Here is a 26,186-nt window from a genome sequence, read left to right as displayed (position 1 = left end):
AATCACTTAGTTTCTTCCTGTTGTCTGCGCAGCCACTCTTCTTTGGTTCTTTTCCAGCGGTTATGGCTCCAGAGCCAATATTGGGGATGCGCTTTTATTGTTTGTTCCAATTCTCGGGTAAACAAATCGGTCAATTCAAAATCGGGTACTTGCCGGGGGGTGTCGCACAATGGTTTGAGCCGGCAGTGGTAGTATCCTCTTTTGACCCGTGTTACGTCAGCATAATAAATCAAGGCGTCCACTTGCTTGCCTATTTTCTCCGTACCGATGAAAACCGGTGTTTCTTGGTTTAGAAATTCAGTCCAGTGATGTATGCTGTTCCACTTGGGTGCTTGGTCCGAAATAAATCCGATAATTGCCTTTTGCTTTGTCCGTTTCAATTCAATGATGCGGCGCAAAGTCGTTTTCATGGGGATGCATTCGCCTCCGAACTGGTTGCGTAATCTTAGAAATAGTTTGTCGAAAGCCTGATTGTACAGTGGATGATAGATTTGTCCGCAGGATATGTCTTTGGAAATCCAATAAGGCAAGGATGCAATCCATTCCCAGTTGCAATAATGCCCTAAATAGATAAAACAGAAGTCTTTGTTCTTTTTGTTCATGCTTTCCACTATCTCGTCCAGTCCTTCAAAAGTCATTCTTCTCATCAGTTGTTTTTTTGAAATGGAGAATAACTTGAGCGTTTCTACTATATAGTCGCAAAAGAAAGAGTAAAATTGTTTCTCGATTTGGACAATCTCTTTTAAATCTTTCTCGGGGAATGAGTTCGATAAATTATTGCGTATGATTTTACGTCTGTAGCGGATGCAATAATAGAGCGGATAAAAAAGAAGATCGGATATGAAATATAAGAATCGCAAGGGTAGAAGCGAAAGCAAATACCACAAAAAGAAAACGGAATAATATATGAGATTTATTTGTTTCATTTAACTGATGACTTTGTTTATGTGTTCTATTACCATTTCGGGAGTTATGCCTTGCAGACAGGCATAATCTTTTCTATAACAGTGCTTTTCTCCGGATAAGGAACAAGGACGGCAGGGCAGGTCTATCTGTATTGTGTTTGCCGCAGACTGATTCCATCCTGCAAAGCCTGCACAGGGATGCGTTGCCCCCCAAATGGATACAACCGGGATGTTCACTAATGATGCAAGGTGCATATTGGCGGCATCCATTACCAGCATGACGTCCATATTGCTCATGAGGGCCAATTCCATATTTATGGTTAGTTTGCCGGCTGTTGAGATGACGTTGGGGAAATGTTGGGCCCATTCTTCCAATACTTTGATTTCTTTTTTCCCGCCTCCGAATAAGAAGATTTTTGTATGGTCGCGTGCAGATAGATGTTTGAGGATCTGCTCTTGCTTTGACAACGGATAGATTTTGCCTACATGTGTTGCAAAGGGAGCGATTCCAATCCATGTTTCTTGGTTCTTCTCACCGGTTAACGGAGCCAGGCTGGAAATATTGCCTTTATTCTTTCCGAAAAGGGAGAGGAAACTTAACCGGATGGGGTAACCTATCTGACTGAGCGTATGGGCACAGCGCTGAAAAAAGGAGTCTTGCTCTGTATATATTTTATGTTTCCGCCGTATCAGTTTTTGCAGTTCCCGCCTGTTCTGCTTGATGTGGGCTGCTTTTATGCCTGCCAGACGAAAACGCCAGCAAAGAAAACGGCTGCGGAATGTGGGCTGGAAAGCGGCTACGGCATCAAATTTTTCTTCTTTTAAATCATTGTACAGCCATCCCAGACCCATTAATCCGGCATGTTCTCCTCTGAAATCTGCCCCACGGAAAATAACATTGTCCGGCACATTCTCGAATAAGGGGGAGAATGTGTCTATGCTCAGCACCATGATTTGATGCTGGGCATATTGCGTAGCCAATGAGTGAATGACCGGGATTGCCATTGCCACATTATTGATGGATGAAAAGCAGATTACAAGAATCTTGGACATAACAGCTGTTTTATTGAATGTACAAATCTATGCAAAGTTTTCTAATCAGCCAATTATTATTCGGTAAAAGTGTCTACCTTTGTTCCCAAGCAAGTTTTTGAAAGATGAAAATAATTGTAGATAATAAAATACCTTATATACATGAAGCTGTCGAACAGATAGCCGATGAAGTGGTGTATTTGCCCGGTAGTGGTTTTACCGCCGGGGATGTACGGGATGCTGACGCATTGGTGATCCGTACCCGTACCCGTTGTAACCGTGAACTGCTGGAAGGAAGCAAGGTGAAATTCATTGCTACTGCGACCATCGGTTTTGATCATATTGATGTGGACTATTGTGATGAGGCGGGAATTGTATGGAAAAATTGTCCCGGTTGTAATGCCGGCAGTGTGGAGCAGTACCTGCATTCGGTATTATTATTGTTGAAACGCCGGAAGGGGGTGAGATTGGAAGAAAGCTGTCTGGGGATTGTTGGGGTAGGACATGTGGGAAGCCGTATCCAACGTATGGCGGAGGCATTGGGGATGCGGGTCTTGCTGAATGATCCTCCACGTGCGGACCGGGGGGAAACGGGATTTGTGGATTTGTCTGTACTGGCAAGGGAATGTGATATAATAACCTTTCATACTCCGCTGAACAGGAATGGGAAATATAAAACGTTCCATCTGGCGGATGCGGATTTCTTTGCCGGTTTGCAACGGAAACCTTTTATTGTGAATACTTCTCGTGGAGAAGTAATAGAGACATTGGCTTTGCTTGATGCGCTGAAGACAGGCCGGATACGTGATGCGGTTATTGATACGTGGGAAAATGAACCGGATATTCACCCGGATTTGTTGCAGAAAGTTTTTTTGGGAACCCCTCATATAGCAGGGTATTCAGCTGACGGAAAGTCGAATGCTACACGGATGGCATTGGAGGAGCTTTGTAACTTCTTCCATATACAGGCTGATTTTAAAATAGTACCGCCCGCTTTGCCGTATATGGATTATTCTTCTGATCCGGAAGAGGCTTTTCTACAGGTGTATGATCCGACTCGTGACAGTGATGCATTGAAACGGCATCCCGAAGAATTTGAACATTTGCGGGGGAATTATCCATTGAGGCGTGAAATTTCTTTTTTACCGTAGGGGTACATTTCAATGTACCCCTACGGTGGCCAGAACTTTTAGTCTGCTTTTGCTGTTTGCATCTCTTCTGCTACAATCTGTTCGCAATCTTCAATGCTGTATCCCGATGCGGGTTCGCTCCAATACCATAAGGCGGGAGCTTGTTGTAATGTATCCATAATCAATTATTTTTTAGATAGGTTATTCAATGTTATAGTTGTTTCCGAATGTTGGTTGCCGCCCAGAATACCTGTTCCTCCCTCCACATTGCTGTAAACCCGTAGAGGTTCGGCTAGTCCAATGTTACCCAAGCCTCCTTCTAACGTGCTTCCGGCAATTTTTTGTAAGGACAACAGGTATAAAAAGTAGGATTCGGAAAGGGAATAGATGGAAATGATTCTTTGTTCTGTTTCGTCTAACTCTGCCGTTGTCTCTTTTATTTGTAAAGTATAGGTTTGTCCGTTAATGCTTTGGTCGGTAAAGAGGGCTCCTCCTCTTTTTTCCAATCCGTTGAATGCCATACTTTCGTCCAATATGGCATCCTGTTCCTTGAATACAGGATCTATATAATCTATTTCTGTTTCGTAGTAACCGTAATAGCCCGTTTTTATTTGTGTGATTTTGGCCAGATAATAATTGTTCTTTTCCGGAAATTCATCAAACGTGACTTCATAGTATATTTCAAAATAGTCGGAAATTGTTCCTTGATAAACTCCGTTACCTTTTTTAATTGTATGACTGGCGTTTTTTATAGGTACTTTCTTTGGTATGATATCTTCTGCCGTTACCGTACCATATTCGGGGGTGGATGCAACAATTTTTATCCGGTCTCCTTCTGCCGGGATTGTATTTGAAAGGAATAAGGTATCCGGCTGGTCTGGGTTCCGGGGATTATTCAGTGTTTTCCATTGCATGGTTTCTATGTATTGATTGTTGATATAGAGCTCCACATGGGCGTGAGGGAGATTGACATAAGGCTTCTTGTCTGGATAGAACCAGGTCCGGGTGATGGAGGCCATTACCACTGTGTCGGGGGATACTACACTGTTTATTACTATTTTGGGCGTAGTGCGATATTCGTCCAAATCTATTTTTCGATAACAGGAGGTAAGGAACACTCCTAGAAGTAATGTATATAGCAGATGTTTCATAATCATTTAAAATTTATAAGTGTAAGAAACTGATGGTATAATGGGAACTATGCCCAGGGTATAGAAGCAGTCGTTATTATACCACCATCCTTTGCGTATGCTGACGGGTGCCATGTAGGAATAGACATTGTAGATGCTGATATTCCATATTCCCATCCGGTTCTTTTTCTTTGGCCGGTAAATATTGATGCCCAAGTCGAGTCTGTGATAGGCGGGAAGTTGGAAATTATTACGTTCCGTATAATAGTCTAATCCGCCTGGATCTATATAAGGAGGAACCAGGCTGCCTCCCGGAAACGGATGTTGGGGAGAAACGGCCTGGTAGTTTTCGAAAGAAACCGTGAGCCGGTTACCGGTTGCGTAGGTCCAGCTTCCGGTCAACTCCAGTTTGGGCTTGATTTTCCAATTGGCTATTATATTGAATTTATGCCGGTTGTCGAATTTGGCAGGAAAACGCTTGCCTTTATTTATCTCAGTGAACTGTCTGTCATTCCAGCTTAGAGTATAGCCTGCCCATCCGGTTATTTTCCCTTTTTCTTTGCGGGCAATAAGTTCTACGCCGTAAGAACGTCCTTTTCCTTGAGTCAGTTTGTCTTCCCAGCTGGTGGAAGGAGGGAGAAACTGGTAGTTGTCTTTATAGTCCATCAGATGTTTCATCCATTTATAATATCCTTCTATGGAGAAAGAGTAGATTTTGTTGCCGGTGGTGTAATAAGCTCCTACAGCCAGTTGGTCGCTCTGCATCGGTTTCAGCTTGCGGCTGACCGGTATCCATGTGTCTGTGGGCAGGTTGATGTAGCTTTCATTGACTTGATGTACATATTGGCTCATCCGGGTATAAGAGGCTTTGAGGCTGAGTTGCGGATTGATCAGGAAACGACTGGAAAAACGGGGTTCCAGGGAAGTGTACGTTTTCCCGTCAATGGTGTATAGTCCGAGGTGAACCCCAGCGTTCAAACGTATTCTTTTGTTCATTTTCCAGTCTTCTTCCATATATATGCCTAATTCATGTGCAGGTAGGGCAGTGTCGTTGTTTTGTCTGGTCTGGGTGGTCATGCCATTGGAAAAATGCGATTTTTCGTCTACGGGATGAAAACGGTGGTAAATATAATGAGTGCCGAAATGCAACTGGTGGGAAGCATTGGGGCGGAAATCGAAATTGGCTCGTATGCTGAGGTCGTCAATGCGGTTCCGGGTTGAACTTTCCTGTGATACGTAGTTGGCTTCTGTTCCTTGGTAGTAGTCTCCTTTCAAGGTGGAAGAATAGTGGGTAAAGGCGGCATTCACATTACCGAAGAGTTGGTTGTTGAATACGTATGACCAGCCGGTAAATGCCATGATGTTTCCCCATCGCAGTCTGCCGGTGTTTCTGCTTTCATATCCATTGTCACCTTCTCTTTTTTCTCCTCCCTTCAAAAAATCGTTTCCCCAGTAAAGACCGGCATATCCGCGGCTGCGGTCATTGAACTGGTGGTTGAGTTTAAAGTTCATGTCGGTAAAAGCGTATCGTGCCACTATTTGGGTTTCTCCTTTATTTCTGGTAGCGTTCCAGATGGCGATGGTTGGGGCCGAAAGCGCGTCAATCCATGAACGGCGTAATGCAAAGTTGAATGAGGTCCGGTCTTTGACCAACGGACCTTCCAGATTCAGGCTGCCTGAGGTCAGTCCCAGCATGGCGCTTCCGTGATATTCTTTCATGTTGCCATCCTTTGTATGGATATCGACTACGCTGGACAGTCTTCCTCCGTAACGGGCGGGGAAGGCGGACTTAAAGAATTCTACATCCTTTACGGCTTCGGCGTTGAAGGAGGAAAACAGACCGCCCACATGGTTGATCTGGTATAACGGATTCCCTTCTATCATATAAAGATTGTCGTCTCCATTACCGCCCCGCACATACATTCCTGCCAATCCGGCTGTGCCTGCCGATACACCCGGCAAGGTCTGTAGGGTTTTTATAATATCAGCTTCTCCGAATAATACCGGGGTTTGTTGGATCAGGTCTTTGTTGAGACGGGTATGTCCCATATCGGATGTTTGGACTAATGGAGAAGAGGTATATTCTCCGGTCACTACCACTTCGGCTAATTGCTGGTGGCTGTTCAGCAGAACCGGAAGTAGCGTGTCTTGTTCCAATTGTGTGAATGAACGGTGGAAACTGTCATAACCTACATAGGAGATGTTCAGGTATACATCGTTTCCGGCTTCCAGAGTCAGACTGAAAAAGCCGTCGGCGTTGCTGGTTGTTCCTTGATGGCTTTTGGCATCATAGATGGAGGCGCCTATAAGGGACTCTGAGGAGGATTTGTCTCGTATGAAGCCGCTGATTACAATGTTTTTCTGTTTTTTCTTGAGGATGATGTATTTGCCTGATTGTATATATTCTACGGGCAGTTTTTGAAACAGAATGCGCAAACAGTGGGATAACGGCTGGGCGGTTATTGTTATATCTATCGGTAACAGATGTTTTGTTAAGGAGGACTCATACGAAAAGGTTACACCTGTCTGCCGGGTGATTTCTGCCAAAACTTTACGGATGGGGGTTTGTTTCATATCTAATGTTACGAGGGGCTCATCATGTTCTGTTCCTTTTGCCTCAATACAAATGTGCATGAGGCAAAGGAGCAGAAGAAAAGAAAATTTAGAATGGAATTGCATCATTGGGTTATGTCTAGTTTCGTATCTAGTGTTTGGTTTATGATTTCAATTATGTCTTCTATCGGAGTATTGTCAAAGGTCGTGGTCAGATAGTACTCTTTTTGTGGAATTCCGCCGATATGGACCTTATAGACTTCTTCTAATTCTTTTACTACCTTTTTCAAGGGGGCTTCATTATAAACAAACACGTGGGTCTTCCATGCAAAAGTGTTGGGGTCACTTTGTTTGTTTATTTGCATTTGTCCTTTTTGGTTAATGAAGGCATACATGCCTTTTGTCAGGATAGCCTCTTTTTGTTCTTTGTTATAAAAACGGACTTTTCCAGACTCTACGGTTGCCGAAGTCTGATTTGCATTTGCCGTTACTTGGAATTGTGTACCCAGTACTTGTATGTTTGCCAGTTCGGTCTGTACCCTGAAAGGACATTGTTCTTGATGTGTGACTGAAAAATATGCTTTTCCATTTAAAGTGACGTTCCTGTTTTTTTTGCCGTATGCCAAGCGGTCATACTGTAAGACCGAATTCTCTGCCAGCGTAATATGGCTGTTGTCCGGAAGCGTGACTTCTTTGACGGCGTGTGCGGATGAGGCAATGACAATCCAGTCTTGCCTGTCGTATATCCACCACCAACTGAATCCGGCTATCAGGAAAGTGACAGCAGCGATAGTTATCAGTCTATATAATAAGATAGAGTTATTTCTTTGTTTGCCGATACCTAGTTTTTGCCAGGCTTGTGTCGTGTCCAGCCTGTTTTCCCGATAGAACCGGGCTACAAAACGAATATCTTTCTCTTCTTTCTCCATGCGATCTTCTTTCTTTTTATTGTTAAGACAGGGAAAAGACAAAATCCCCCTATTCGCTTGCCGATTTTTTTATCCGAAGAAAAAAGTATATATTTTAATGGCTGTTTCTCGTAATGTTTTCAGTGCCTTACTGATTTGATGTTCGACAGTTTTTATAGAAATACCCAGTTCGGTGGCAATTTCCTGATAAGTAAGGCCGTCACGTTTGGAAAGCAGAAAGATCTTTTTCCGTTCGGTAGGAAGGTGGTCGATGGCTGTCCATAAACGCGCGTCACGTTCTGACCGGATGATGCGTTCTTCTTCTGTTAGATCTTCCAAGTCTGTCAGTTCGGTTGTTTCACAGTGTGTTTGTCGGTTGGTTATCAGTGTGAGTGAGCGGTTACGTACAGTTTGGTACATATAAGCTTTCAGGTTTTGAATAGATGTGCCTCCGACAAGCTTCTCCCATACATCAGAGAAGGCTTGTTGGACGATGTCTTCTGCGTCATCCAGATTTTCAGTATAGCGCAGGGCATACATATTCAGCGGACGGTAAAGACAGCGAAATTGGTATTCAAATTCCTTGGGTGATAATTGCATCCTGTGTTTTATTCTTTTTTGGAAGGCAAACTTACGGCTTTTCTTTTATTTGCCAAGCAACAAGAGATGAAAAAGTCTTTAATTTCATTTAGTAATGATAACAATTCGGGTGCGGGAGGTTATTGTATCGGCTTTTCGGAGGTAGTCATAAAATAGGGCAAACCTCACGGTCTGCCCTATCCGAAACTTTAATATGGAATACCTATTGAAACAAAAATCACAGTCTTTACCTTAAAATATTGCCTTTAAAAGTTTCCTTTATCAGCATTATCCCACCAAAGATGTGTACCGCCTTTGTCGCCGGAAATACCGAATTTGCTGGAATTTTCTTCGTCCAGAAGCTTGATCCCGCCTTCTACTCCCTTAGCGTTGGCATCATAAGCCTGGCTGCTATAAATTACGCGGCGCACACCTTCTTCTGTGTTTACGGCTCCATTACTTTCATTGACGAATGCAGGGAAGAAGCGTGGATAGCCGGTGCGGCGTTGTTCTGCCCAGCCTTCGGTGGATAGAGGGAATAGGGCGAGCCATTTTTGGGTGATGATTCTTTCCAGCTTTTCTTCGTTGCTTGCGCTCTCATCCCATTTTACACTTAATTTATTTACAGCCGGAGTGCTTAATTCGGCTTTGATGGGATCTGTATAGTCTATTTGGGTGCTTGTTCCGTTGATGTAGGCATCTACTGCTCCTTCCGGATATTCTTTGATTCCGGCATAAGCCCCCCGATAAGCTAATTCATTAGTCATGGAAACACGGATTCCATTTTCATATAGGTTCTTTACACTTTCACTGCCAATATCCCATCTTAATTTTGCTTCAGCCAGTAGGAAATAGGCTTCCGCTGCTTTCATGATGGGCAGTGGCATGGAATAAGAGGAACCGTTGTTTCCTTGAATCCAACCGGAGAAGTTACCCCAACTGTTTGGTTTGGCAGGCAGGCCACTGGCAAAACGGATACCCAGGTATTGACTATTGGCAGCTACTGTGGTAGTACCGGCTTCGTTTTTGATATCTCCGGTATTCAGGGTCATATATAACGGTTGGCGCGGATCTTTGGTTCCACTCATAATAGTTACCAGATTGGCATTGAATCCACAATCACCCCAATTGAACATCAGCCACATTTCATTCTCAAGACTTTTATCGATCAGAATATCCTTGTTGACTGTTGCCAAAGTGTTTTGGGCAGCCTCGGTAGCGATTGCCTTAAGGTTCATTCCGGCGTTGCCGGCTTCGGTTTCCCGTTTGGACAGGCGTAACGCCATGCGTAGTTTCATCGTATTGGCTATTTTTACCCATAGGTCTTTGTCGCCGTTGCACCAACAGTCAAAGGATTTCAATTTGGCTATTTCATCTGCTCCCATGGCACTGATGTCAGTAATGGCTGTACTCAGATCTTCAAGCATGGCTTTATACAGGTCTTTCTGGCTGTCGAACTCGAAATACACTTCGTTTTCTCCCGATAGGATGGAGCTGTAAGGTATCGGTCCGTAGGCATCTGTGGTCATCAATGTTCCGTAAGCCTGTACGATACGCATCACGCCTGACAGGCCTCTTTCACCACTGGCGTCACATTGTGCGATGATGCGGCGGGTGTTATTGAAAATATGGAGATAATAGTTTTCGTACATACCACCGCTATGTCCCCGGTTCTCTCCCATATCACCATTGGTGAAGTTACCGTTGGGAGTCATAAAATAACCTCCATAAAGGTCAATAGTCAGGTTGGTCCAAAACTGGAACATATTTTGCTGAGGAGGATAACAGTAGGTCATCGGTTCGGTACATTGTGCGGCAAAAGGAAGGTCTGCCGGATCTACCTGTATGTTACTGGTATTCAATTTCTCGAAGTCGTCTGTACAGGAAGAAAAGATGTTTCCTGTAGTCATGGGGATTGCCATTAAGAAGGCGTATGTTAATATCTTATTCCGTTTCATAGTTTCAAGCATTAGAAGTTAAGTTTTAAATTAAGACCAAAGCTGCGTGAGGTAGGCAGTGCAAACATATCTACACCTTGTATTCCATTACCTGTACCTGCCGATACATCCGGATCCATCGGGGCGTCTTTATGGAAGAAAAACAGGTTGCGGCCGATGATGGCTGCTGTCAGGTTCTTGCCTGCACCCAGCAAGTTACGGAAGGTATAACCGAAAGTCACTTCACGAAGACGAATATTGGTAGCATCATAAACATAGTTTTCCACAGCGTATGGACTGTTGAAGTTGTTGTTACCGGTGGTACGATAGTACTTGTCGGCATCAAATTTTACTCCGTCCACTGTAATACCGCCGGCATCACGGGCTTCACCTGAACGTTTCGATACGCCCCATCCGTCCAAGGCGGCTTCGGTCATACTAATCACTTTTCCACCGAATTTAGCATCAATCAGGAACGATAGTGAGAAGTCTTTGTAGCGGAATGTGTTTGTCCATCCCATATTTACTTTGGCATTCATATTGCCTGCGTATTCCAGTTCGTCCATAGAATCACCACTTACGATAGGCTCTCCTTTTTCGTTTTGCAAGGGTTTGCCGTTTTCATCACGCATCAGATGACGTACATACAGATCTCCGTAGTGACCGCCTTCTTTCAATATAACTTTTGCACCTCCGAAATCGGTCAATGTCAGTCCGTTGGGAAGGTCATCTACCAATTCTTTGATTTTATTATCATTATAAGAGAAGTTCAGGTTGGTACTCCAGCTGAAGTTGTCAGTGAACTGCTCGTACCATCCGATATTGAATTCAAAGCCTTTGTTTTCTACATTACCGGCGTTTACATAACGGTTTCTCAAGCCTGATTCGTAAGGAGCCGCAACGGAGAAGAACTGATTTTTAGTGTTGGTTTTATAATAAGTCAGGTTGATATTCAGTCGGTTCTGTAAGAATGTACCGTCAAAACCAATTTCTAAAGAATGGGTTTTTTCCGGCTTCAATGTTCTGAACGGAGCTTTGTCGGGGGGAGTGATGGCACCTTGAGAACCTAGAGAATAGAGCAGATTACTCATGAATACAGGTACGTCATTACCTACGATAGAATAGCTTGCACGGAATTTGAACAAATCAATGTTCTTACCCATATCTACAAATTTGTTCAGCAGGACACTACCTCCAAAAGAGGGATAAAAGAATGAACAGCTTTCTGTGAAAGCCAATGCCGAAGACCAGTCATTACGTGCTGATATATCAAGGAATATGCCTTCACGGTAACCGAGTTGTGCGGTGGCGAATACTGAGTTCAGCCGTTTTTGGGTCATCCAGTTGTCATCTTTGCCCACGGTGGACATATTGCCATAATAGTTGTTCGGAGTAAAGATGTTCGGATAAAAAATGTTTCCGGAACCGGGCTGTGAGAACTGGGAACCCTCGCCCCATAGGTCTACATGAGAGGTTTTGGTTTTTGTAAAACTGGAACCTGCGGTAGCGGATAGAGAAAAATCATTGAATGTATGGTTGTAGCTTACTAAAACATCGCCATAAAGTTGGTCGCTGAAATAGCGGTTGTCTTTCATGCGTCCCATCGGATAAAGGTTTCCTACGCTGGATGCGTAAGCATTGTGTACCCAGTGTTCTTCTCCTCTTTCGTAACGCATACGTCCTTGGATATTCAGATCCGGAGTAATGTTCCATTTGATGCTTCCGCCGAATTCATAGCGGTTACGGTCGGTGATAGGGGTCTGTCTGTTCAACATCCAATATGGATTACCGAATTGCTGTTGTTGTGTATTTGTCCAGTTTTGGACATAGCAGCCTCTTGCGGGATCATATACCTCGAAGTTCTCTTTATAGCCATTCCAGTCTTCTCCTCTAGGGAAGAGATAAACACCGGTCAGCGGATTCCATAAGTAACCGGCAGCTGCCTGATTGGTGATGTGCTGGTTGGTAAACTTGGCCGTGAAATCAATATGAATGTCTTTCAGAATATTGAAACCTACTTTTGAATTCAAATTGTGGCTTCGGTAGTCATTCTGGGGAGTGATGCCTTGTGAATAGACATTGGCATAGGAAAAATAAGATTGGATATTTTCATTGCCTCCGCTTAAGGAGATGGAGTTATTCGTTGTAAATCCGGTACGGAAGAATTTTTTTGCATAGTTTGGAGCTTTGCTGCTTAGTTTCTCACCCCAGCTGAAAGTACCGTTGTCGCTCATTCCATAAGTAGTCTGGAATTCGGGTAGCACCATTGGGCTCTCCATCGTGGTGTTGCTGGATACATTAACGGAAACTTTACCCGACTGTGCTGATTTGGTGGTAATCATAATGGCGCCATTGGCTGCTACCGCACCATAAAGCGCTGCTGCCGATGCACCTTTCAGCAAAGTGATTTGGGCGATGTCGTCCGGATTGATTGTAGACATGGCGTCACCACCGTCTCGCTGGCCTCCGTAGTTGCTGTCTACTTGTGAGTTGGTGATATTCATCATGACAGGAACTCCGTCTACTACTACTAACGGTTGGTTGTTACCGCTGATGGACTTATTGCCACGGAACAGAATCTTGGAAGAACCGCCGGCTCCGGTTGAGTTCGGTGTGATCATCATACCGGCACTTTTACCTTGCAGGGAGTTAATCATATTGACGCTCTTGATGTCATTAACGTCTTTACCTCCTACTGTTTGCGCAGAATAGGTCAGTGTTTCGGATTGGCGTTTAATACCCATTGCCGTTACTACGACTTCACCCAGTGTTTCTGTATCCGATGCCATTTTTACGTTAATTACTGTACGTCCGTTTACAGGTTCCTCTATGGTTTTCATACTTAAATAGGAGAATACCAGAATGTCTTTGTCACCGGCTTGCAGGGTATACTTTCCGTCGAGGTCGGTCACTGTTCCGATAGTTGTACCTTTAATTAATACGTTTGCGCCGATCAGAGGTTCGTTAGCGTCTTTATCTATTACAGTACCGCTGACTGTATGCGTTTGTGCATACAATGCTGTTACAAACATTCCCAATAGGAATGTCAGGAAAAAAGTAAAAATTCGTCTCATAAGGTTAGATTTTGAGGTTCGTTCTTTATTAGATTTTTGTTTTCAGATTAAATAATAGGTTTGTTGATAATTGGGCATGTTTACCCAATGGGTTTGATTTGATAGTTTTTCGCATAGGCATTCAGTTTAAGGTTAACTTATCAAGGTTTATTTATTAAGGTTTCTGTTAATCTCTCTTTAAGTCGGTCAACATTATTAATACAAATATCATAACCGGGTTACTAAACAAAAACTTATATTTTTTGTATTTTATCTCATTCTTGTTTTCTTATTTTGAAATAAATACTTATGTTTGTGTAACCTTAAATTAAAAATGACCTATGAACCTTAATGATAACCGCTTAATTATTAAAACCTTGAAGTCGGGAGATCAAAAAGTATTTTCCCTGGTTTATGCTTCTTATTACAAGCCGCTATGTTTGTTTTGTTCCTCGTATGTTTCTCTTGAAGAGGCTGAAGAGATAGTGCAGGATTTGATGATGTATGTGTGGGAAAAACGTGAGTTGCTGGTAGAGGACTTGTCGCTGAAATCTTTCTTATTTACCAGTGTCAGGAACAGGGCTTTGAATTCAATCACCCGTTCCCATATTACCCGTCAGGTATATGAAGAATATCAGAGCCAACAGTTGAAATCTCTGCCGGCATTGGATTCTTGTTATGGCACGGAGTTGTTTAATACCTATATGGAAGCCCTTCATTCTCTTCCTAAAGAACTGCAAAGAGTATATGTTATGAGTCGGTATAAACAACTGACCCATAAAGAAATTGCTGACAAGCTGGAGGTGTCGGTGCAGACTGTCAATTATCGGATAGGCAAAGCTCTTCAGTTTTTTCGTATTAGATTGAAAGATTTTTGCCTAGAATAGTCGCTTCAATCACCCGAGGGAAATATTCGTATTCCAACTGGTGCACCCGTATTGCCAATGTATCTGGCGTGTCAGTGGGCAATACCGGACAGGTGGCTTGGAAAATGGTATTTCCTTCATCATATCGTTCATTTATATAATGGATGGTGATGCCGCTTTCCTTTTCATGGGAAGCTATGACAGCTTGGTGCACGCGGGAACCGTACATACCTTTACCACCGAACTTGGGAAGGAGGGCCGGATGAATATTTACTATTTTATTCGGATAATCATGCAAAATGACATCAGGTACTTTCAAGAGGAAGCCTGCCAGTACAATAAAGTCAATATGATATTGGTGCAGTATTTCCAGTGCTTTCCCGTCGGCAAAGTCTTGGGCTGTGAGGATAAGTGACGGAACACTCAGTCTTTCAGCTCGCTTGAGTACACCGGCCTGTGCTTTGTTGACGATAACCAATGCTACTTCAGCTGTTCTTTTCTCTAAAAAATACCGAATAATTCTTTCAGCATTCGTGCCTTCTCCTGAAGCTAAAATTGCGATTTTCTTCATGATGTTCTCTATTTTGGTGCACATAAAACAAAAAAATGTGCAAAATTCTGCATTTATTTGCCTGAATATTTGCTCAGCCCAAGAAATATTTATTCCTTTGCAACCGCAAAGAAAATAAAATAATTCAATTTATTAACTAAAAAATTAAAGTTATGTCTGAAATTGCATCAAGAGTAAAAGCTATTATCGTTGATAAATTAGGTGTAGAAGAATCAGAAGTTACAACAGAAGCAAGCTTCACTAACGATCTGGGCGCAGATTCACTGGATACTGTAGAGCTGATTATGGAATTCGAAAAAGAATTCGGTATTTCTATTCCTGATGATCAGGCTGAGAAAATTGGTACAGTAGGTGACGCCGTTTCTTATATCGAAGCTAACGCTAAGTAATTATCCTTATTTTATAATATGGAATTAAAAAGAGTAGTAGTAACAGGTCTTGGTGCTCTTACTCCTGTAGGTAACAATGTTGCAGAAACATGGGAAAACCTGGTGAAGGGGGTAAGCGGGGCAGGACCTATTACTCATTTCGATGCGTCTAAATTCAAGACTCATTTTGCATGCGAAGTGAAGAATTTCAATGGAACTGATTACATTGACCGTAAAGAACTTCGCAAAATGGATCTGTATACACAGTATGCCATTGCAGCTGCTAAAGAAGCGGTGGAGGATTCTGGAATGGACCTCGAAAAAGAAGATTTGAATAGAATAGGTGTAATTTACGGTGTAGGTATCGGAGGTATTCATACTTTTGAAGAGGAAGTAGCTAATTATACACTGAATAAAGATACTGTCGGACCGAAATTCAACCCATTCTTCATCCCCAAAATGATAGCTGATATTGCATCGGGACAGATCTCTATCATGTATGGTTTCCACGGTCCTAACTTCACAACAACTTCTGCCTGTGCATCTTCATCAAATGCTATTGCCGATGCATTTAACTATATCCGTTTGGGTAAAGCAAATGTAATTGTGGCAGGTGGTGCGGAAGCTGCTATTTTTGAAGCTGGTTTGGGCGGTTTTAACGCTATGCATGCTTTGTCTACCCGTAATGATGATCCGGAACGTGCATCCCGCCCGTTTAGTGCAAGCCGTGATGGCTTTGTGATGGGTGAAGGCGCAGGCTGTCTGATTTTGGAAGAATTGGAACATGCAAAAGCACGTGGTGCCAAGATTTATGCGGAACTTGCCGGTGTAGGCGCTTCTGCCGACGCTTATCACTTGACTGCTTCTCATCCGGAAGGATTGGGCGCTAAACTGGTTATGTTGAACGCATTGGAAGATGCGGAATTGAAACCGGAAGATATTGATTATATCAATGTACATGGAACTTCAACTCCTGTAGGTGATGTTTCAGAAGTGAAAGCTATCAAGGATGTATTTGGAGATCACGCTTATAAACTGAATATCAGCTCTACTAAGTCTATGACAGGACACTTGTTGGGTGCTGCCGGTGCGGTAGAAGCTATTGCCAGTGTATTGGCTGTGAAGAATGACATTGTTCCGCCCACTATCAACCATGAGGAAGGTGATAATGATGAAAACATTGATTATAACTTGAACTTCACGTTCAACGAAGCTCAGAAACGTACAGTAAACGCTGCATTGAGCAATACCTTCGGTTTTGGTGGACATAATGCATGTGTAATCGTAAAAAAATATGCTGAATAATCGTGTTTAGCAATATAAAGGATAGGATAAGACTTCTTTTTCGTAAGGATAGGGAGTCTTATCTTCGTTTTTATAAGATGCTTGGATTCTATCCCAAAGACATTAGCATCTACGAACAGGCTTTGCTTCACAAATCTTTATCAGTGAAGTCTGAAAAGGGGCGTTTGCTTAATAATGAGCGTTTGGAATTCTTGGGGGATGCTATTCTGGATGCTGTGGTGGCAGATATTGTTTACAAAAGGTTTGAAGGAAAGCGTGAGGGTTTTCTCACGAATACCCGCTCTAAAATAGTGCAGCGTGAAACATTGAATCGTTTGGCTATAGAGATTGGTTTGGATAAGCTGATCAAGTATACGGCCCGCCAGTCTTCTCATAACAGCTATATGTGCGGCAATGCATTCGAAGCATTGGTAGGTGCTATTTATCTAGACAGGGGATATCGTGCCTGTAAATATTTCATGGAGCATCGTATTATTGGGCCTTATATAAATTTGGAGAAGATTTCCCGTAAGGAGGTAAACTTTAAATCCAAGTTGATAGAATGGAGCCAGAAAAATCGTTTTGAGGTTACCTTTGAGCTGATAACCCAATCACATGATCAGGGATATAATCCGACTTTCGAGAGTGAAGTTCTGGTGGAAGGTATTTCGGGAGGAAAAGGAACCGGTTATTCTAAAAAAGAGTCTCAGCAAATGGCTGCGCGTGTGGCTTTGGGAAAAATAAAGAATGATTCCGGCTTTATTGAATGTATTTTTGCGGCTAAGACTGCCCGTGAGTTGCCTCAGGAGGAGGTAACGGTTTCTGATAGTAAGCCTTCAGACAGTGGGACCGTTACTCCGGATCTTTCTTTGGAGGAGATTAAGAAAACGGATGTGGTCGAGCAGATAATCAGTGAAGCGGAAGAAAAGGCTTTTAAGGAAAACGCTTAGCGGATTTTATCGATATTGTTTATAATTTATTAATTAGCTATTCCGGTGGTTTTGGGTATGTCCGGCAGGAATACATAATACATTGGAATATGCCCGATTACATCAAGAAAATGTAGTCGGGCATATTTCATATACTGACGGGAATTAGATTTCATCAGGCCATGGGCAGGGTTTTCCTGTGGCTTTGAATGTGGGACGTTGTCCTCCTGTTGCTCGCAAATAGTTCCCTAATTCCTTGGAGAGCCGTTTTACGATGCCGGGATGTTGCTTTGCTACATCATTTTTTTCACTGATATCATTTGGTATGTTGAAAAGTTCTTTTTTACCGGTTTCATAATAATAGACCAGTTTCCATTCGTCTTTGCGGATAGAGCAGTCCAGATTGATGCCTGGTCCGTCATTACCCCAGATATTAGGGAAATTCCATACCAGTGCGCGTCCTTTGGACGGGTCTCCTGTACCTTTCAGCAGGGGCATAAAGCTGATACCGTCTATAGGGTTGACTGTCTTATAGTTTGTGATACCCGCCATTTCAAGTATGGTAGGATAAAAATCTTCAATTATAAGATATTTGTCACAACGAGTATCCGGGGTGACTACTCCGGGCCAGCTTACAATCATTGGTTCGCGTATTCCTCCTTCATATAAGGAGCCTTTGCCACTATTGAGAGGAGCGTTTTGAGTGTGAATTTGTCCGTCGCGCCATCCGGGTTCGGCAGCTAGCCCTCCGTTGTCACTCATAAAAATAATAACGGTATTGTCTGCTTCATCATTTTTTTCCAACCAGTTCATCAAATCCCCCAGACTTTTATCCATTCCTTCAATTAAGGATGCATATGCGGCTTCTTTGTCACTAAGTCCTTTTTTAATATACTTGGGGAAGAAGCGCATATCTTTGTCAACAGGAACGTGGATGGCATAATGTGCCATATATAGATAAAAAGGTTGATTGTACTTTTTTGCTTTGTCCAATGCTTTGATAGCTTCTTGTGTCAGGGCTTCTGTTGCAAATATACCTGTTCCCCAATAATCTTCCAAGCCGGGGATGGCCATTAGTGAATAGGGCTTCCCATCGCGGGTGTGCCCGTAGTTCTGTTCGCTCAGATAAGTAGCCAGACCACCGGCGGCATGTCCGGCTATGTTTACTTCAAACCCCCAATGGGTAGGGTTCTCTCCCGGTGTGTCAATAGAACCGAAATGAGCTTTTCCGCAGTGGATGGTATGATAACCGTTCTGTCTGAGTAACTCAACGAAAGAAGTGCCGACAAAGGTATTGGGCGTTCCTGTTACTTGGCTGACTCCGTTGTAGTTCCAGTCTGGCAATTGTATTGTATTGCTTGGTCTGTCGGTAGCTTTGTTTTTTTCAAGTGTCCAGTTTGTTACACGATGTCGGGTGTTGTTAGCACCCGTTATCAGACTGCAACGGGTAGCGGAACTGATATTGCAGGCGTATGCTTGTGTGAACATCATCCCTTTCTTGGCCAGACGTTCCATATTGGGAGTTTCGTAGGCTTCATTATAATGTGTTTTCTGTGTCCAGAAAGGTAAGGATGTATCTTGCCAACCCATGTCGTCCACCATAAATAAGATGATATTGGGACGTTGTTGGGTTGTTTCTGAAGACATTTTTTCTTTTGCTTGCGTCGAGATTCCTGTTAAGGAAGCGAGAGCGAAAGATACAAGTAGTTTTTTATTCATATCGGCTGGTTTTATAAGTTATTTTTCGATTACAATTTTTTTGGGGGTATCTATGGAAATACTTCTCAGTTCTTGCTTGCCGGAATTTTCTATCCATACTTTTAGTGTACCTGTACATAGTACGTTCAGCACCAAGCGGTTCTCTGTTAAAGAGATAGTTTGGACGGTGGCCGGGGACAGATACTTTTCCTGTATGCCAATGACTGCCCATCCTTTCCGTATGGGGCAGAGATGAAACAGTTTGTCTGTAAATCCGATAAGTTCGAATGTACTGCTGTCTGATAGTTCTTCTGCCTTTTGTGATTCCCAATTATAAAGCAGCACGCGTTCTTCGGGGGTGGCAGACATTTTCTCAAAACTGTTCCGAAGAGAATAATCTTCTTTTTTTATAATGGCTTGGACTTGCTGATGCCGGGGGGAAACATTCAGGTTGTAACAGATTAATGTCATTGCTCCGTTGCCTGAGGGAGCTGCTACTCGATACGCTTTTCCACTCCATAATGGATTGGTCAGTATAGATTCTGGCATAGGTACGGCGGGAGCTTCGGGACGGAACAGTTTGCCTTGTTCGTCAATTAAGGGGAAAATGTTTTCCTTGATAAAGTCCCGAGGGGCGTCCGACAGGTAGACCGGACCTCCGGAAATAGCCTTGGAACGTGCCATCAAGGTGCCGCAAACGGTATCGCAGGAATGAAACATATCATGGTCGGGCCATACGGTTTGTCCTAGTAGCAAGGTATTGGTATAAGACTGGAATAGATGTGATTTTGCCATATCCTCATCATATTTCTTATAGTCTATGCTGACACGGGTGCTGTTACTGTATGACGTATGGTCAGTATTGATGACGTTCTGTGCCATACAGTTCATTAGTCCCATATTTTGCCGGTGGGTCTCGGCTTCTAGGCTTCGGTTACAGTCGGTTGCCTGGCGGATACTTTCATGGCCTCCCATGTAGAGTGGTAGTGTAAAAGCTTGGTTATCTACTTTCAGAAAATCGAATCCTTGTTCTTTTAAGGTGCTGACGTAGTAGCGATAGAAGGAACGGATGCGGGTGCTGTCCGTTCCTGGCAGAAGGCTGCCGGCGTGTGGGTATAGGGCTTGTCGGACGACTTGTGGAAATCCGTTTTCGGGGGATAATCCCATCCAGTATCCCGAAAGGCTGTACCACAGTCCGATCCATTTGATTTTATTTTCTTTTTTGTATGACATGATTTTTTTCCATCCCGACGGGAAACGTTGTTTATCCGGTATGAAATCGGTCAGTTGCCTGTTCTTGTGGGCGAGATGACCGTCGTCAATCAGTACATACCGGATAGGAATACCGGATGCCTCTATCGTTTTCATATCGTTTATTACCTTGGATTCGTTTATATCATCATGATAATGTTCCCATGTACACCAACCGAGATAGCGGAAAGCTTCGAAATATTCCTTGGCTGTGCGGCTTTTTAAGTCGGCGGCTTCTGTATTTTTCATCAGCGCTTGATAGGCTTGCCGAATGGTTGAATAAATATCTTTTCCTTGTCGGATGAGTAGAAGAGGGACTTCCGGTTTCAGATAGTCTTTTCCTAAAGTGGATACATATAGGGTGACAGAGCCGTTATCGTTTACTTGCAGCCAGCTTAAACTGTTACGGCCGGCAATGGCTTTGGCAAACAAGTATTCTCCGTTTGTCAGTTCCAGCAGTAATGCATCTCCCAACGTAGATGGGGCTGCATTGGAAGGTATTCCCGGATAGCGGGTGTCGGTTAATTCTTTTAAATCGTTGAACACCCAAGGTAGGAGCCGGTTGGTATTGTTGGGCCATTCAAAATCTCCCGGACGGGAGTCTCGGCTGAAGAAAATACCTCGGACGTACCCGGGTAACCGTACCGGACAGGCAATAGTCTGGGTTTGTCCGGGTATGGATTTCTTATAGGGTATGGGAGAAGAAATGGAAGTTAAATCAATCGTATCTGTCATTGACAAAGCGTTTGTGTTCTTGAAAGACTTTCCTTTTTCATATGTGTAATCTGTTTGCCCGAAGGATTTCGGACAAACAAATACATTGCAAATCAGGATACAAATGAATATTGCTTTATATTCTCTCATGATTTTTTATTTGAGGGTTACGTTATAGGCACTGAAATGTCTGATTTCGGGTAAGGCAACGGATTGGGTTACGGTGAGGCGCAAGGCGGTGGTTTCTACCGGTTCGAAGTGTGCAATGCGTTTGTGTCCCACAGACTCGCCGGAGCACACTGTCTGCCATTTTCCGTTGACTTTCGCTTCTATCTTGTATTGGCGTATTCTTTCGCCTTTGGCAATGTCTTCTTGGATGATGCAGTAGTTGACCGGTTGTTTTTCATTCAGATTCAGCGTAAGCCGTTGCCTCCGGCCTTGGGTTTCCGCCAATGGTGTACCAAAGCGCCGGTTTATTTCTTCTCCCCATTCTTTTAAACGCTGTTCGTCACCTGCCGGCAATAGCCCATCAGGATCGGGGGTCAGCCCGATGATTAACGTAGCGTTGCGGCCCACTGATTTTTCGTACATATCCATCAACGTTGTCAATGGATAGATATTATTCTCGTCATCGGGTTCCCAAAACCATTCGTGGCGGCCGTTGGCACCACGCAGGGGGCTGTCTGCCATAGCCGGTACCCAGTATTTGCCTTCGGGATCACCTTGTTTTAATAAGGCTATTTGGTCTTTTTGGCTTTCAATACGTTTATGATGTGAACAGGGGGCCGGAAAAGTGGACCAGCAGGGGTATCCCACTGTGCCGGTTTCTGAACCTCCCCAGCGGAAATCAGCACGGTCTATGTTGTGGTAGAACAGGCAGTTGGGTTGGTATTTATTGACGATGGGTTCCACATCAGGACCGTCACCTCGTGGGTCATCGGCTCCGCCATCAAACCAAATCATATATAAATCTCCATAGCGGGTACAAAGTTCTTCCACCATTTTCTCGCAGAAGCGTTTATACCACGCCTGTCGGTTGGCGGCAAATTCTCCGTCATCGGCTACCTTGAAATTATGGATACCCAGAAGTGAATTCCACCGGATGCCTACATAGATGCCCGGCTGGATACCATACTTACGGCAGGAGTTGACAAAGTCGCGGACAATGTCTCCTTTGCCATCACGCCATTTTACAGCTTTCAGGCAGTATGGGTTTACGTCACTTTGCCACAATCCGAAGCCGGTTTCATGCGTGGCTGTGAGTACGGCGAATTTGCAGCCTGCGGCTTTAGCTGCCTGAATCCATTGGTCAGTATCCAGTTGGGTAGGATTAAATATATTATAATCTTCAATGGGGCTGATACGGTTGTTGCCTTGTCCGTAGCGGATGCCGTCGAATACGTGGAGGTCATAATGAAATACGGCTCCCATTTCCGCTTCGTGCCATTTCAATTGATGCGGTTTGGGTACAATGATTTCCGGTTGTGCAACACTCAGTACACAGTTCATAAGGAAGAGAAGGGATGTATATAGTATCTTCATGGGTTATAAATAATTAAAAAATGGATCTTCTGTTTTTTGCAGCCATGTTTTTAATTGGCTTTTCAATCGGTTTACCAGTTTGGGATGCTGCATAGCTATATTATTCATTTGGTAAGGGTCTGATCTCCTATCGAATAGAATAATCTTATCTACCTTTCCATCGGTTGTATGGATAGTAAACGTATGTGTGGCGGTGCGTAATCCCCGGTAGCCTGTTGCCGGATTGGATGACTGTATGTAATAATAAGGTTGGACAATGCGGTTGTTTTCTTTTCCGCAGAGGAGAACGGAAGCAAGGTTGAATGTTTGTACTTCTTCCGGTATTTGTTGCTGAAAGCCCATGATGGAAAGCAGGGTCGGATACAAGTCGGCAAAAGCTATCATGGTTGTTCGGTCGGTTTTCGGCTTTATTTTTTCCGGCCATGAGATAAGGACGGGAATTCGCATGGATTCCTCATAAAAGATATCTTTTCCGGCTTGTTCATGAGCCCCCATGCAGATGCCGTGGTCAGAAGTGAATACTACAATAGTATTTTTTAATAAACCCAAACGTTTCAATTCGTTGATTATCCGACCTATATTTTCATCGACTCCGGTCATGCAGGCATAGTAATTGCGGATATTGTTTCGGAAATAGTCACCCATTTCAGTGCCTTTGGCGGGAATGTCGGGACGGTTGGCACATAATGCCTCTACATTCAGGTTTTTATACATCTCCTTGTATCGATCGGGCACCAACTCGTAACCGGTGTGTGGAGGGTTCATGGATACGACTAAGGCAAATGGCTGCGTTTTATCTATATGCCCGTTGAGGTACTCAATCGCTTTGTCGGCTTCATACTCCGGTCCCCATTGATTGACATAATAAAAACTGTCCCGGGGAGCATCAGTGTCCCAGTACATGGGTTTTAAATGGTAGTCGTAAGTGTCATAAGCGGTCCAATAGTCAAAACCGTGCCGGCGTTCTTTTGGACACCATTCGTTCCAAGCAACTGCACCATGGTTGTTGTAAGTATCTATGTATGGTTCATAAGGAGCATCCAGATGCCATTTGCCGATATATCCTGTTTGGTATCCATTGGCTTTAAGTATATCACTCCAGCAGCGTGCATCTTGTGGAAGTTCTACTCCATAAGGAGCGTTGGCAGAATTGCAATTGCCTGTTACTTTGTTCTTATGCGGATACATGCCTGTCATCAACATGCCTCGTGCCGGTGAAGATACGGGATAGCTGCTGACAGCATTGGTGAAATTCACTCCTTCACGGGCCAGTTGGTCCAGGCAAGGTGTTTTGACAGGTTCTTTTCCGAGACAACCTAAAGCATCTCCTCTCCATTGATCTGCCATGATGAAGACCAGGTTAGGTTTTTCTTGAGCTTGAATCTGGAATACTGGACACAAAGGGAATGCCAGCAAGAAAATATTAAGTCTTTTCTTCATAATCTGCAAAGGGTTAATAGAGGTTTCATCATTCCTGACTGATTGTGTTTTATTGTGTAATTGTCAAAAACTTAATTTAAAAAGCTCTTATTTTAAGCGTTGATAAATAGCATCAGCAAAACTTCATCATTAAAACAAAGATATTCATATAATGTGAATATGTTATGGGAAGGTAGGAAAACTTTTCGGAAACTTTCCTTTTCCTTCCCATAAATGCTTGTTATTGTTTTGAAAGCTTATTCACCTTCAGGTAAAGTTCCATCATTTCTGCTCCATCCGGGATTCTGATAAATGGTAGAACTTTCATATTCGTTAGAACCCGGAACAGCGGTAGTCAGGCGGAATTGCTTGTTACTAATAGGATACAGGTATTTGCTTGTATTCCAATTTAGTCCACTGAAACCAATATTAGCAGCATTTTTACGATAAGGTAATAAATATTTTCCTTCTGCATATGGGTCGGATTTTGCTGAAATATTGGCTGTCTTGTCTGTTACGCCATATTCTAAAAGTGTTATTTGGGGAATTGGGGTTACAGCGTCTTCGGCTTGAGGGTTTGTATACAGTTGATACATGCTATCCCAAAAATTAAATCCTTGCACATGCACATCTTTTACTTGATCCAAAGCGCGCCAACGTTTTAAGTCTGCCATACGGAATCCTTCTGATACCAACTCGACACGTCGTTCACGACGGATGTTGTACAGAGTTGTGTTTATTTGTTGACCGGCAGAATAACTTCCCCAATCTTGCTTTTCTTTACTTATGTCTGTATTGTTTATGGTCTTTTGATAGTCTGTACTCATACCGGCACGTGTACGAAGAGCTTTCCAGTATTTATCGCAGTTGCCACCTAGATTACCGTTTAATTCGTAGTAAGCTTCTATATAATTCAGGTAGGCTTCTGCTGCACGGAAGATTGGGCATCCTGTATAGGATTCTTTTGTTGACTGCATATCTCCGGATGTATTCAATCCTTTGCGCAGACAGTATCCGGTCGGATTACTATTTTCTTTTTGGGGCTCGAAAATTTCAGGGCGGTAAAAGTAGCCGTATCCATCATTCTTCTTTATCCAAGTAGCAAAATTGGGATTGTCGGATAACAGATCTCCGGTTTTTAAAATCGTCTGTCTCATGCGTCCGTCTCTGTCGGTAAAGATATGTTCGTATGTATCGTCTCCTTGATAACTGGTACTGGCATAAATAGGTAGGCCGTCAGCCATCAGATAAGAATCTACCATGGAGCGCGTATAACCTGTGTTACCTCCGCCATTGCGTTGTAAATAGCTTACAACAAAGTGGAAAGAAGTGGCATCTGAGTTGACACTATATTTACGCCATAATAAAATTTCATTTATTCCGCTTAAATCAATAGAATTAAATAGTGCGGCATAATTGTTGTGCAAGCTATGTCCTTGAGCTACGATATCAGCTGCTTCTATTGCTTGCTGTAGGAAATATTTAATTTCAGCATCGATGTCAAAGCTGAAATCTTTTAAATAATCCATTGAAGCACCAGGCCATCCGGGACCACCAGGAACAAATGCACTTCCTTTATGATATTTTTCCCATGTTGCTTCAAACAGGGCAGCGCGACTTTTTACTAATGCAGCGCAGTCTTTGTTTAACCGATTGCTTACGGGAGCAGTGGGAAGCATATATTCGTAGGCTTTATCTAAATCAGATAAGATAAAGCGTGCGACTTCATTGCGTGGACGCCGTTTGGAAGCTTCACGTATGGCGTTGTAATCATCCGGTAATATTTCAGTCAGAATAGGAAAATCACCTAGATTCTGCAATGCTGTGAGATAAATATAAGCACGGAAGAAATATACCTCGCCAATATAGTGTTTGATATTTGCGTCATTACCGGATATTTCTCTGTTGGTATATCGTTCGGTAACTGTTTGAATAAAATAATTAGCTGCACGTATCTTACGGAAATATTTATGCCATAAGTCATCATCACCGACATGGTACTGTCCTTTTACGAAAAGTTTACTTGGTGAGTCTGCGGTTTGGTCGTCTGTTCCGTTATCTTTTTGGAATAATCCTAAATTATAAGTGGCAGAACCATGAGATGGAAGAATATTGCCATATTCGTCATCTTTTTCGTCTTCACTGTCATTATAAAATTTGGCAGTATAAGCAGCCAGGTCTGTTTCGGAATAAAGATAGACATTGGTGCTGACAGAAGTGATAGGTTCGCAATCCAGATAATCATTGCATGAGGTCGTAAAAACACTTGCAGCGGCTATGAATGTATATAATAGAATCTTTTTCATATGTTTTATTA

General features: G+C 43.1%; 19 protein-coding genes. 5 read left to right on the top strand and 14 right to left on the bottom strand.

The window, feature by feature from the left end; all coding sequences use genetic code 11:
* Positions 1-2: 2 nt before the first annotated feature.
* Both AB5062_RS00250 and AB5062_RS00245 read right to left on the bottom strand, forming a co-directional pair.
* Positions 3-926 (bottom strand): lysophospholipid acyltransferase family protein, encoded by a 924-nt coding sequence (locus AB5062_RS00250; protein WP_005844253.1) that lies wholly within the window; start codon positions 924-926, stop codon positions 3-5.
* Entirely contained in the window at positions 927-1,958 is a 1,032-nt protein-coding gene (locus AB5062_RS00245; RefSeq protein WP_005850120.1) for a glycosyltransferase family 9 protein, read from the bottom strand.
* A 104-nt stretch (positions 1,959-2,062) separates the two neighbouring features.
* On the opposite strand from AB5062_RS00245, the gene pdxB reads away from it, so the two are divergent.
* Positions 2,063-3,088 carry a 4-phosphoerythronate dehydrogenase PdxB gene (pdxB, locus tag AB5062_RS00240; protein ID WP_005850122.1) on the top strand — a complete coding sequence of 342 codons (1,026 nt, stop codon included), beginning with the start codon at positions 2,063-2,065 and terminating at the stop codon, positions 3,086-3,088.
* Between the two features lie 164 nt (positions 3,089-3,252).
* Here pdxB and AB5062_RS00235 read toward each other — a convergent pair whose 3' ends face one another.
* The 6 genes from AB5062_RS00235 to AB5062_RS00210 form a co-directional block, all read right to left on the bottom strand.
* Positions 3,253-4,218 carry a DUF4249 domain-containing protein gene (locus AB5062_RS00235; protein ID WP_057099561.1) on the bottom strand — a complete coding sequence of 322 codons (966 nt, stop codon included), beginning with the start codon at positions 4,216-4,218 and terminating at the stop codon, positions 3,253-3,255.
* 6 nt (positions 4,219-4,224) lie between these two features.
* Positions 4,225-6,879, bottom strand: coding sequence for a TonB-dependent receptor (locus AB5062_RS00230; RefSeq protein ID WP_005850126.1), 2,655 nt, complete (start codon positions 6,877-6,879; stop codon positions 4,225-4,227).
* The gene (locus tag AB5062_RS00225) at positions 6,876-7,679 is read right to left on the bottom strand and encodes a FecR family protein (protein WP_032952958.1); all 804 of its coding nucleotides are present in this window, start codon (positions 7,677-7,679) and stop codon (positions 6,876-6,878) included. The genes AB5062_RS00230 and AB5062_RS00225 overlap by 4 nt, the downstream gene beginning before the upstream one ends.
* Positions 7,680-7,748: 69 nt before the next feature.
* On the bottom strand, positions 7,749-8,258 hold the full coding sequence (locus AB5062_RS00220; RefSeq protein ID WP_005844266.1) for an RNA polymerase sigma-70 factor: 510 nt from the start codon (positions 8,256-8,258) through the stop codon (positions 7,749-7,751).
* 245 nt (positions 8,259-8,503) lie between these two features.
* Positions 8,504-10,207 (bottom strand): SusD/RagB family nutrient-binding outer membrane lipoprotein, encoded by a 1,704-nt coding sequence (locus AB5062_RS00215; protein WP_005844268.1) that lies wholly within the window; start codon positions 10,205-10,207, stop codon positions 8,504-8,506.
* Positions 10,207-13,248: a SusC/RagA family TonB-linked outer membrane protein gene (locus tag AB5062_RS00210; RefSeq protein ID WP_032952959.1), complete on the bottom strand. Its 3,042-nt coding sequence runs from the start codon at positions 13,246-13,248 to the stop codon at positions 10,207-10,209. The genes AB5062_RS00215 and AB5062_RS00210 overlap by 1 nt, the downstream gene beginning before the upstream one ends.
* A gap of 320 nt (positions 13,249-13,568) precedes the next feature.
* On the opposite strand from AB5062_RS00210, the gene AB5062_RS00205 reads away from it, so the two are divergent.
* On the top strand, positions 13,569-14,114 hold the full coding sequence (locus tag AB5062_RS00205; RefSeq protein WP_005844272.1) for an RNA polymerase sigma-70 factor: 546 nt from the start codon (positions 13,569-13,571) through the stop codon (positions 14,112-14,114).
* Here AB5062_RS00205 and purN read toward each other — a convergent pair.
* Positions 14,086-14,664, bottom strand: a complete 579-nt coding sequence (gene purN, locus AB5062_RS00200; protein ID WP_032953007.1) for a phosphoribosylglycinamide formyltransferase — start codon at positions 14,662-14,664, stop codon at positions 14,086-14,088. The two genes, AB5062_RS00205 and purN, sit on opposite strands and share 29 nt — an antisense overlap.
* A gap of 152 nt (positions 14,665-14,816) precedes the next feature.
* Here purN and AB5062_RS00195 point away from each other — a divergent pair, with 152 nt between their 5' ends.
* From AB5062_RS00195 to rnc, 3 genes are read left to right on the top strand one after another with little or no spacing between them, the layout of a single operon-like run.
* Positions 14,817-15,053 carry an acyl carrier protein gene (locus AB5062_RS00195; RefSeq protein ID WP_005844276.1) on the top strand — a complete coding sequence of 79 codons (237 nt, stop codon included), beginning with the start codon at positions 14,817-14,819 and terminating at the stop codon, positions 15,051-15,053.
* A gap of 18 nt (positions 15,054-15,071) precedes the next feature.
* The gene (gene fabF, locus AB5062_RS00190) at positions 15,072-16,337 is read left to right on the top strand and encodes a beta-ketoacyl-ACP synthase II (RefSeq protein ID WP_005850136.1); all 1,266 of its coding nucleotides are present in this window, start codon (positions 15,072-15,074) and stop codon (positions 16,335-16,337) included.
* A gap of 2 nt (positions 16,338-16,339) precedes the next feature.
* Positions 16,340-17,266 carry a ribonuclease III gene (rnc, locus tag AB5062_RS00185; RefSeq protein ID WP_005844280.1) on the top strand — a complete coding sequence of 309 codons (927 nt, stop codon included), beginning with the start codon at positions 16,340-16,342 and terminating at the stop codon, positions 17,264-17,266.
* Positions 17,267-17,410: 144 nt separating this feature from the next.
* On the opposite strand, the gene AB5062_RS00180 is transcribed toward rnc, so the two are convergent.
* The 5 genes from AB5062_RS00180 to AB5062_RS00160 all read right to left on the bottom strand — a co-directional run bounded on the left by AB5062_RS00180 (position 17,411) and on the right by AB5062_RS00160 (position 26,175).
* A complete protein-coding gene (locus tag AB5062_RS00180; protein ID WP_032952960.1) occupies positions 17,411-18,964 on the bottom strand; it encodes a sulfatase in 1,554 nt (517 codons plus the stop codon).
* 18 nt (positions 18,965-18,982) lie between these two features.
* Positions 18,983-21,058 (bottom strand): Sip1-related alpha-galactosidase, encoded by a 2,076-nt coding sequence (locus AB5062_RS00175; RefSeq protein WP_032952961.1) that lies wholly within the window; start codon positions 21,056-21,058, stop codon positions 18,983-18,985.
* A gap of 6 nt (positions 21,059-21,064) precedes the next feature.
* Positions 21,065-22,417 carry an alpha-L-fucosidase gene (locus AB5062_RS00170; RefSeq protein ID WP_005844286.1) on the bottom strand — a complete coding sequence of 451 codons (1,353 nt, stop codon included), beginning with the start codon at positions 22,415-22,417 and terminating at the stop codon, positions 21,065-21,067.
* A gap of 36 nt (positions 22,418-22,453) precedes the next feature.
* Positions 22,454-23,890 (bottom strand): sulfatase-like hydrolase/transferase, encoded by a 1,437-nt coding sequence (locus tag AB5062_RS00165; RefSeq protein WP_032952962.1) that lies wholly within the window; start codon positions 23,888-23,890, stop codon positions 22,454-22,456.
* A 236-nt stretch (positions 23,891-24,126) separates the two neighbouring features.
* A complete protein-coding gene (locus tag AB5062_RS00160) occupies positions 24,127-26,175 on the bottom strand; it encodes a RagB/SusD family nutrient uptake outer membrane protein (RefSeq protein WP_032952963.1) in 2,049 nt (682 codons plus the stop codon).
* Between the last annotated feature and the right edge of the window lie 11 nt (positions 26,176-26,186).

The organism is Phocaeicola sp. RTP21359st1_B8_RTP21360_211022 (genome assembly GCF_040911965.1).
Taxonomy (GTDB): domain Bacteria; phylum Bacteroidota; class Bacteroidia; order Bacteroidales; family Bacteroidaceae; genus Phocaeicola; species Phocaeicola vulgatus.
Note: the sequence above shows the minus strand (reverse complement) of the source record. Positions and strands in the feature narration are given on the sequence as shown.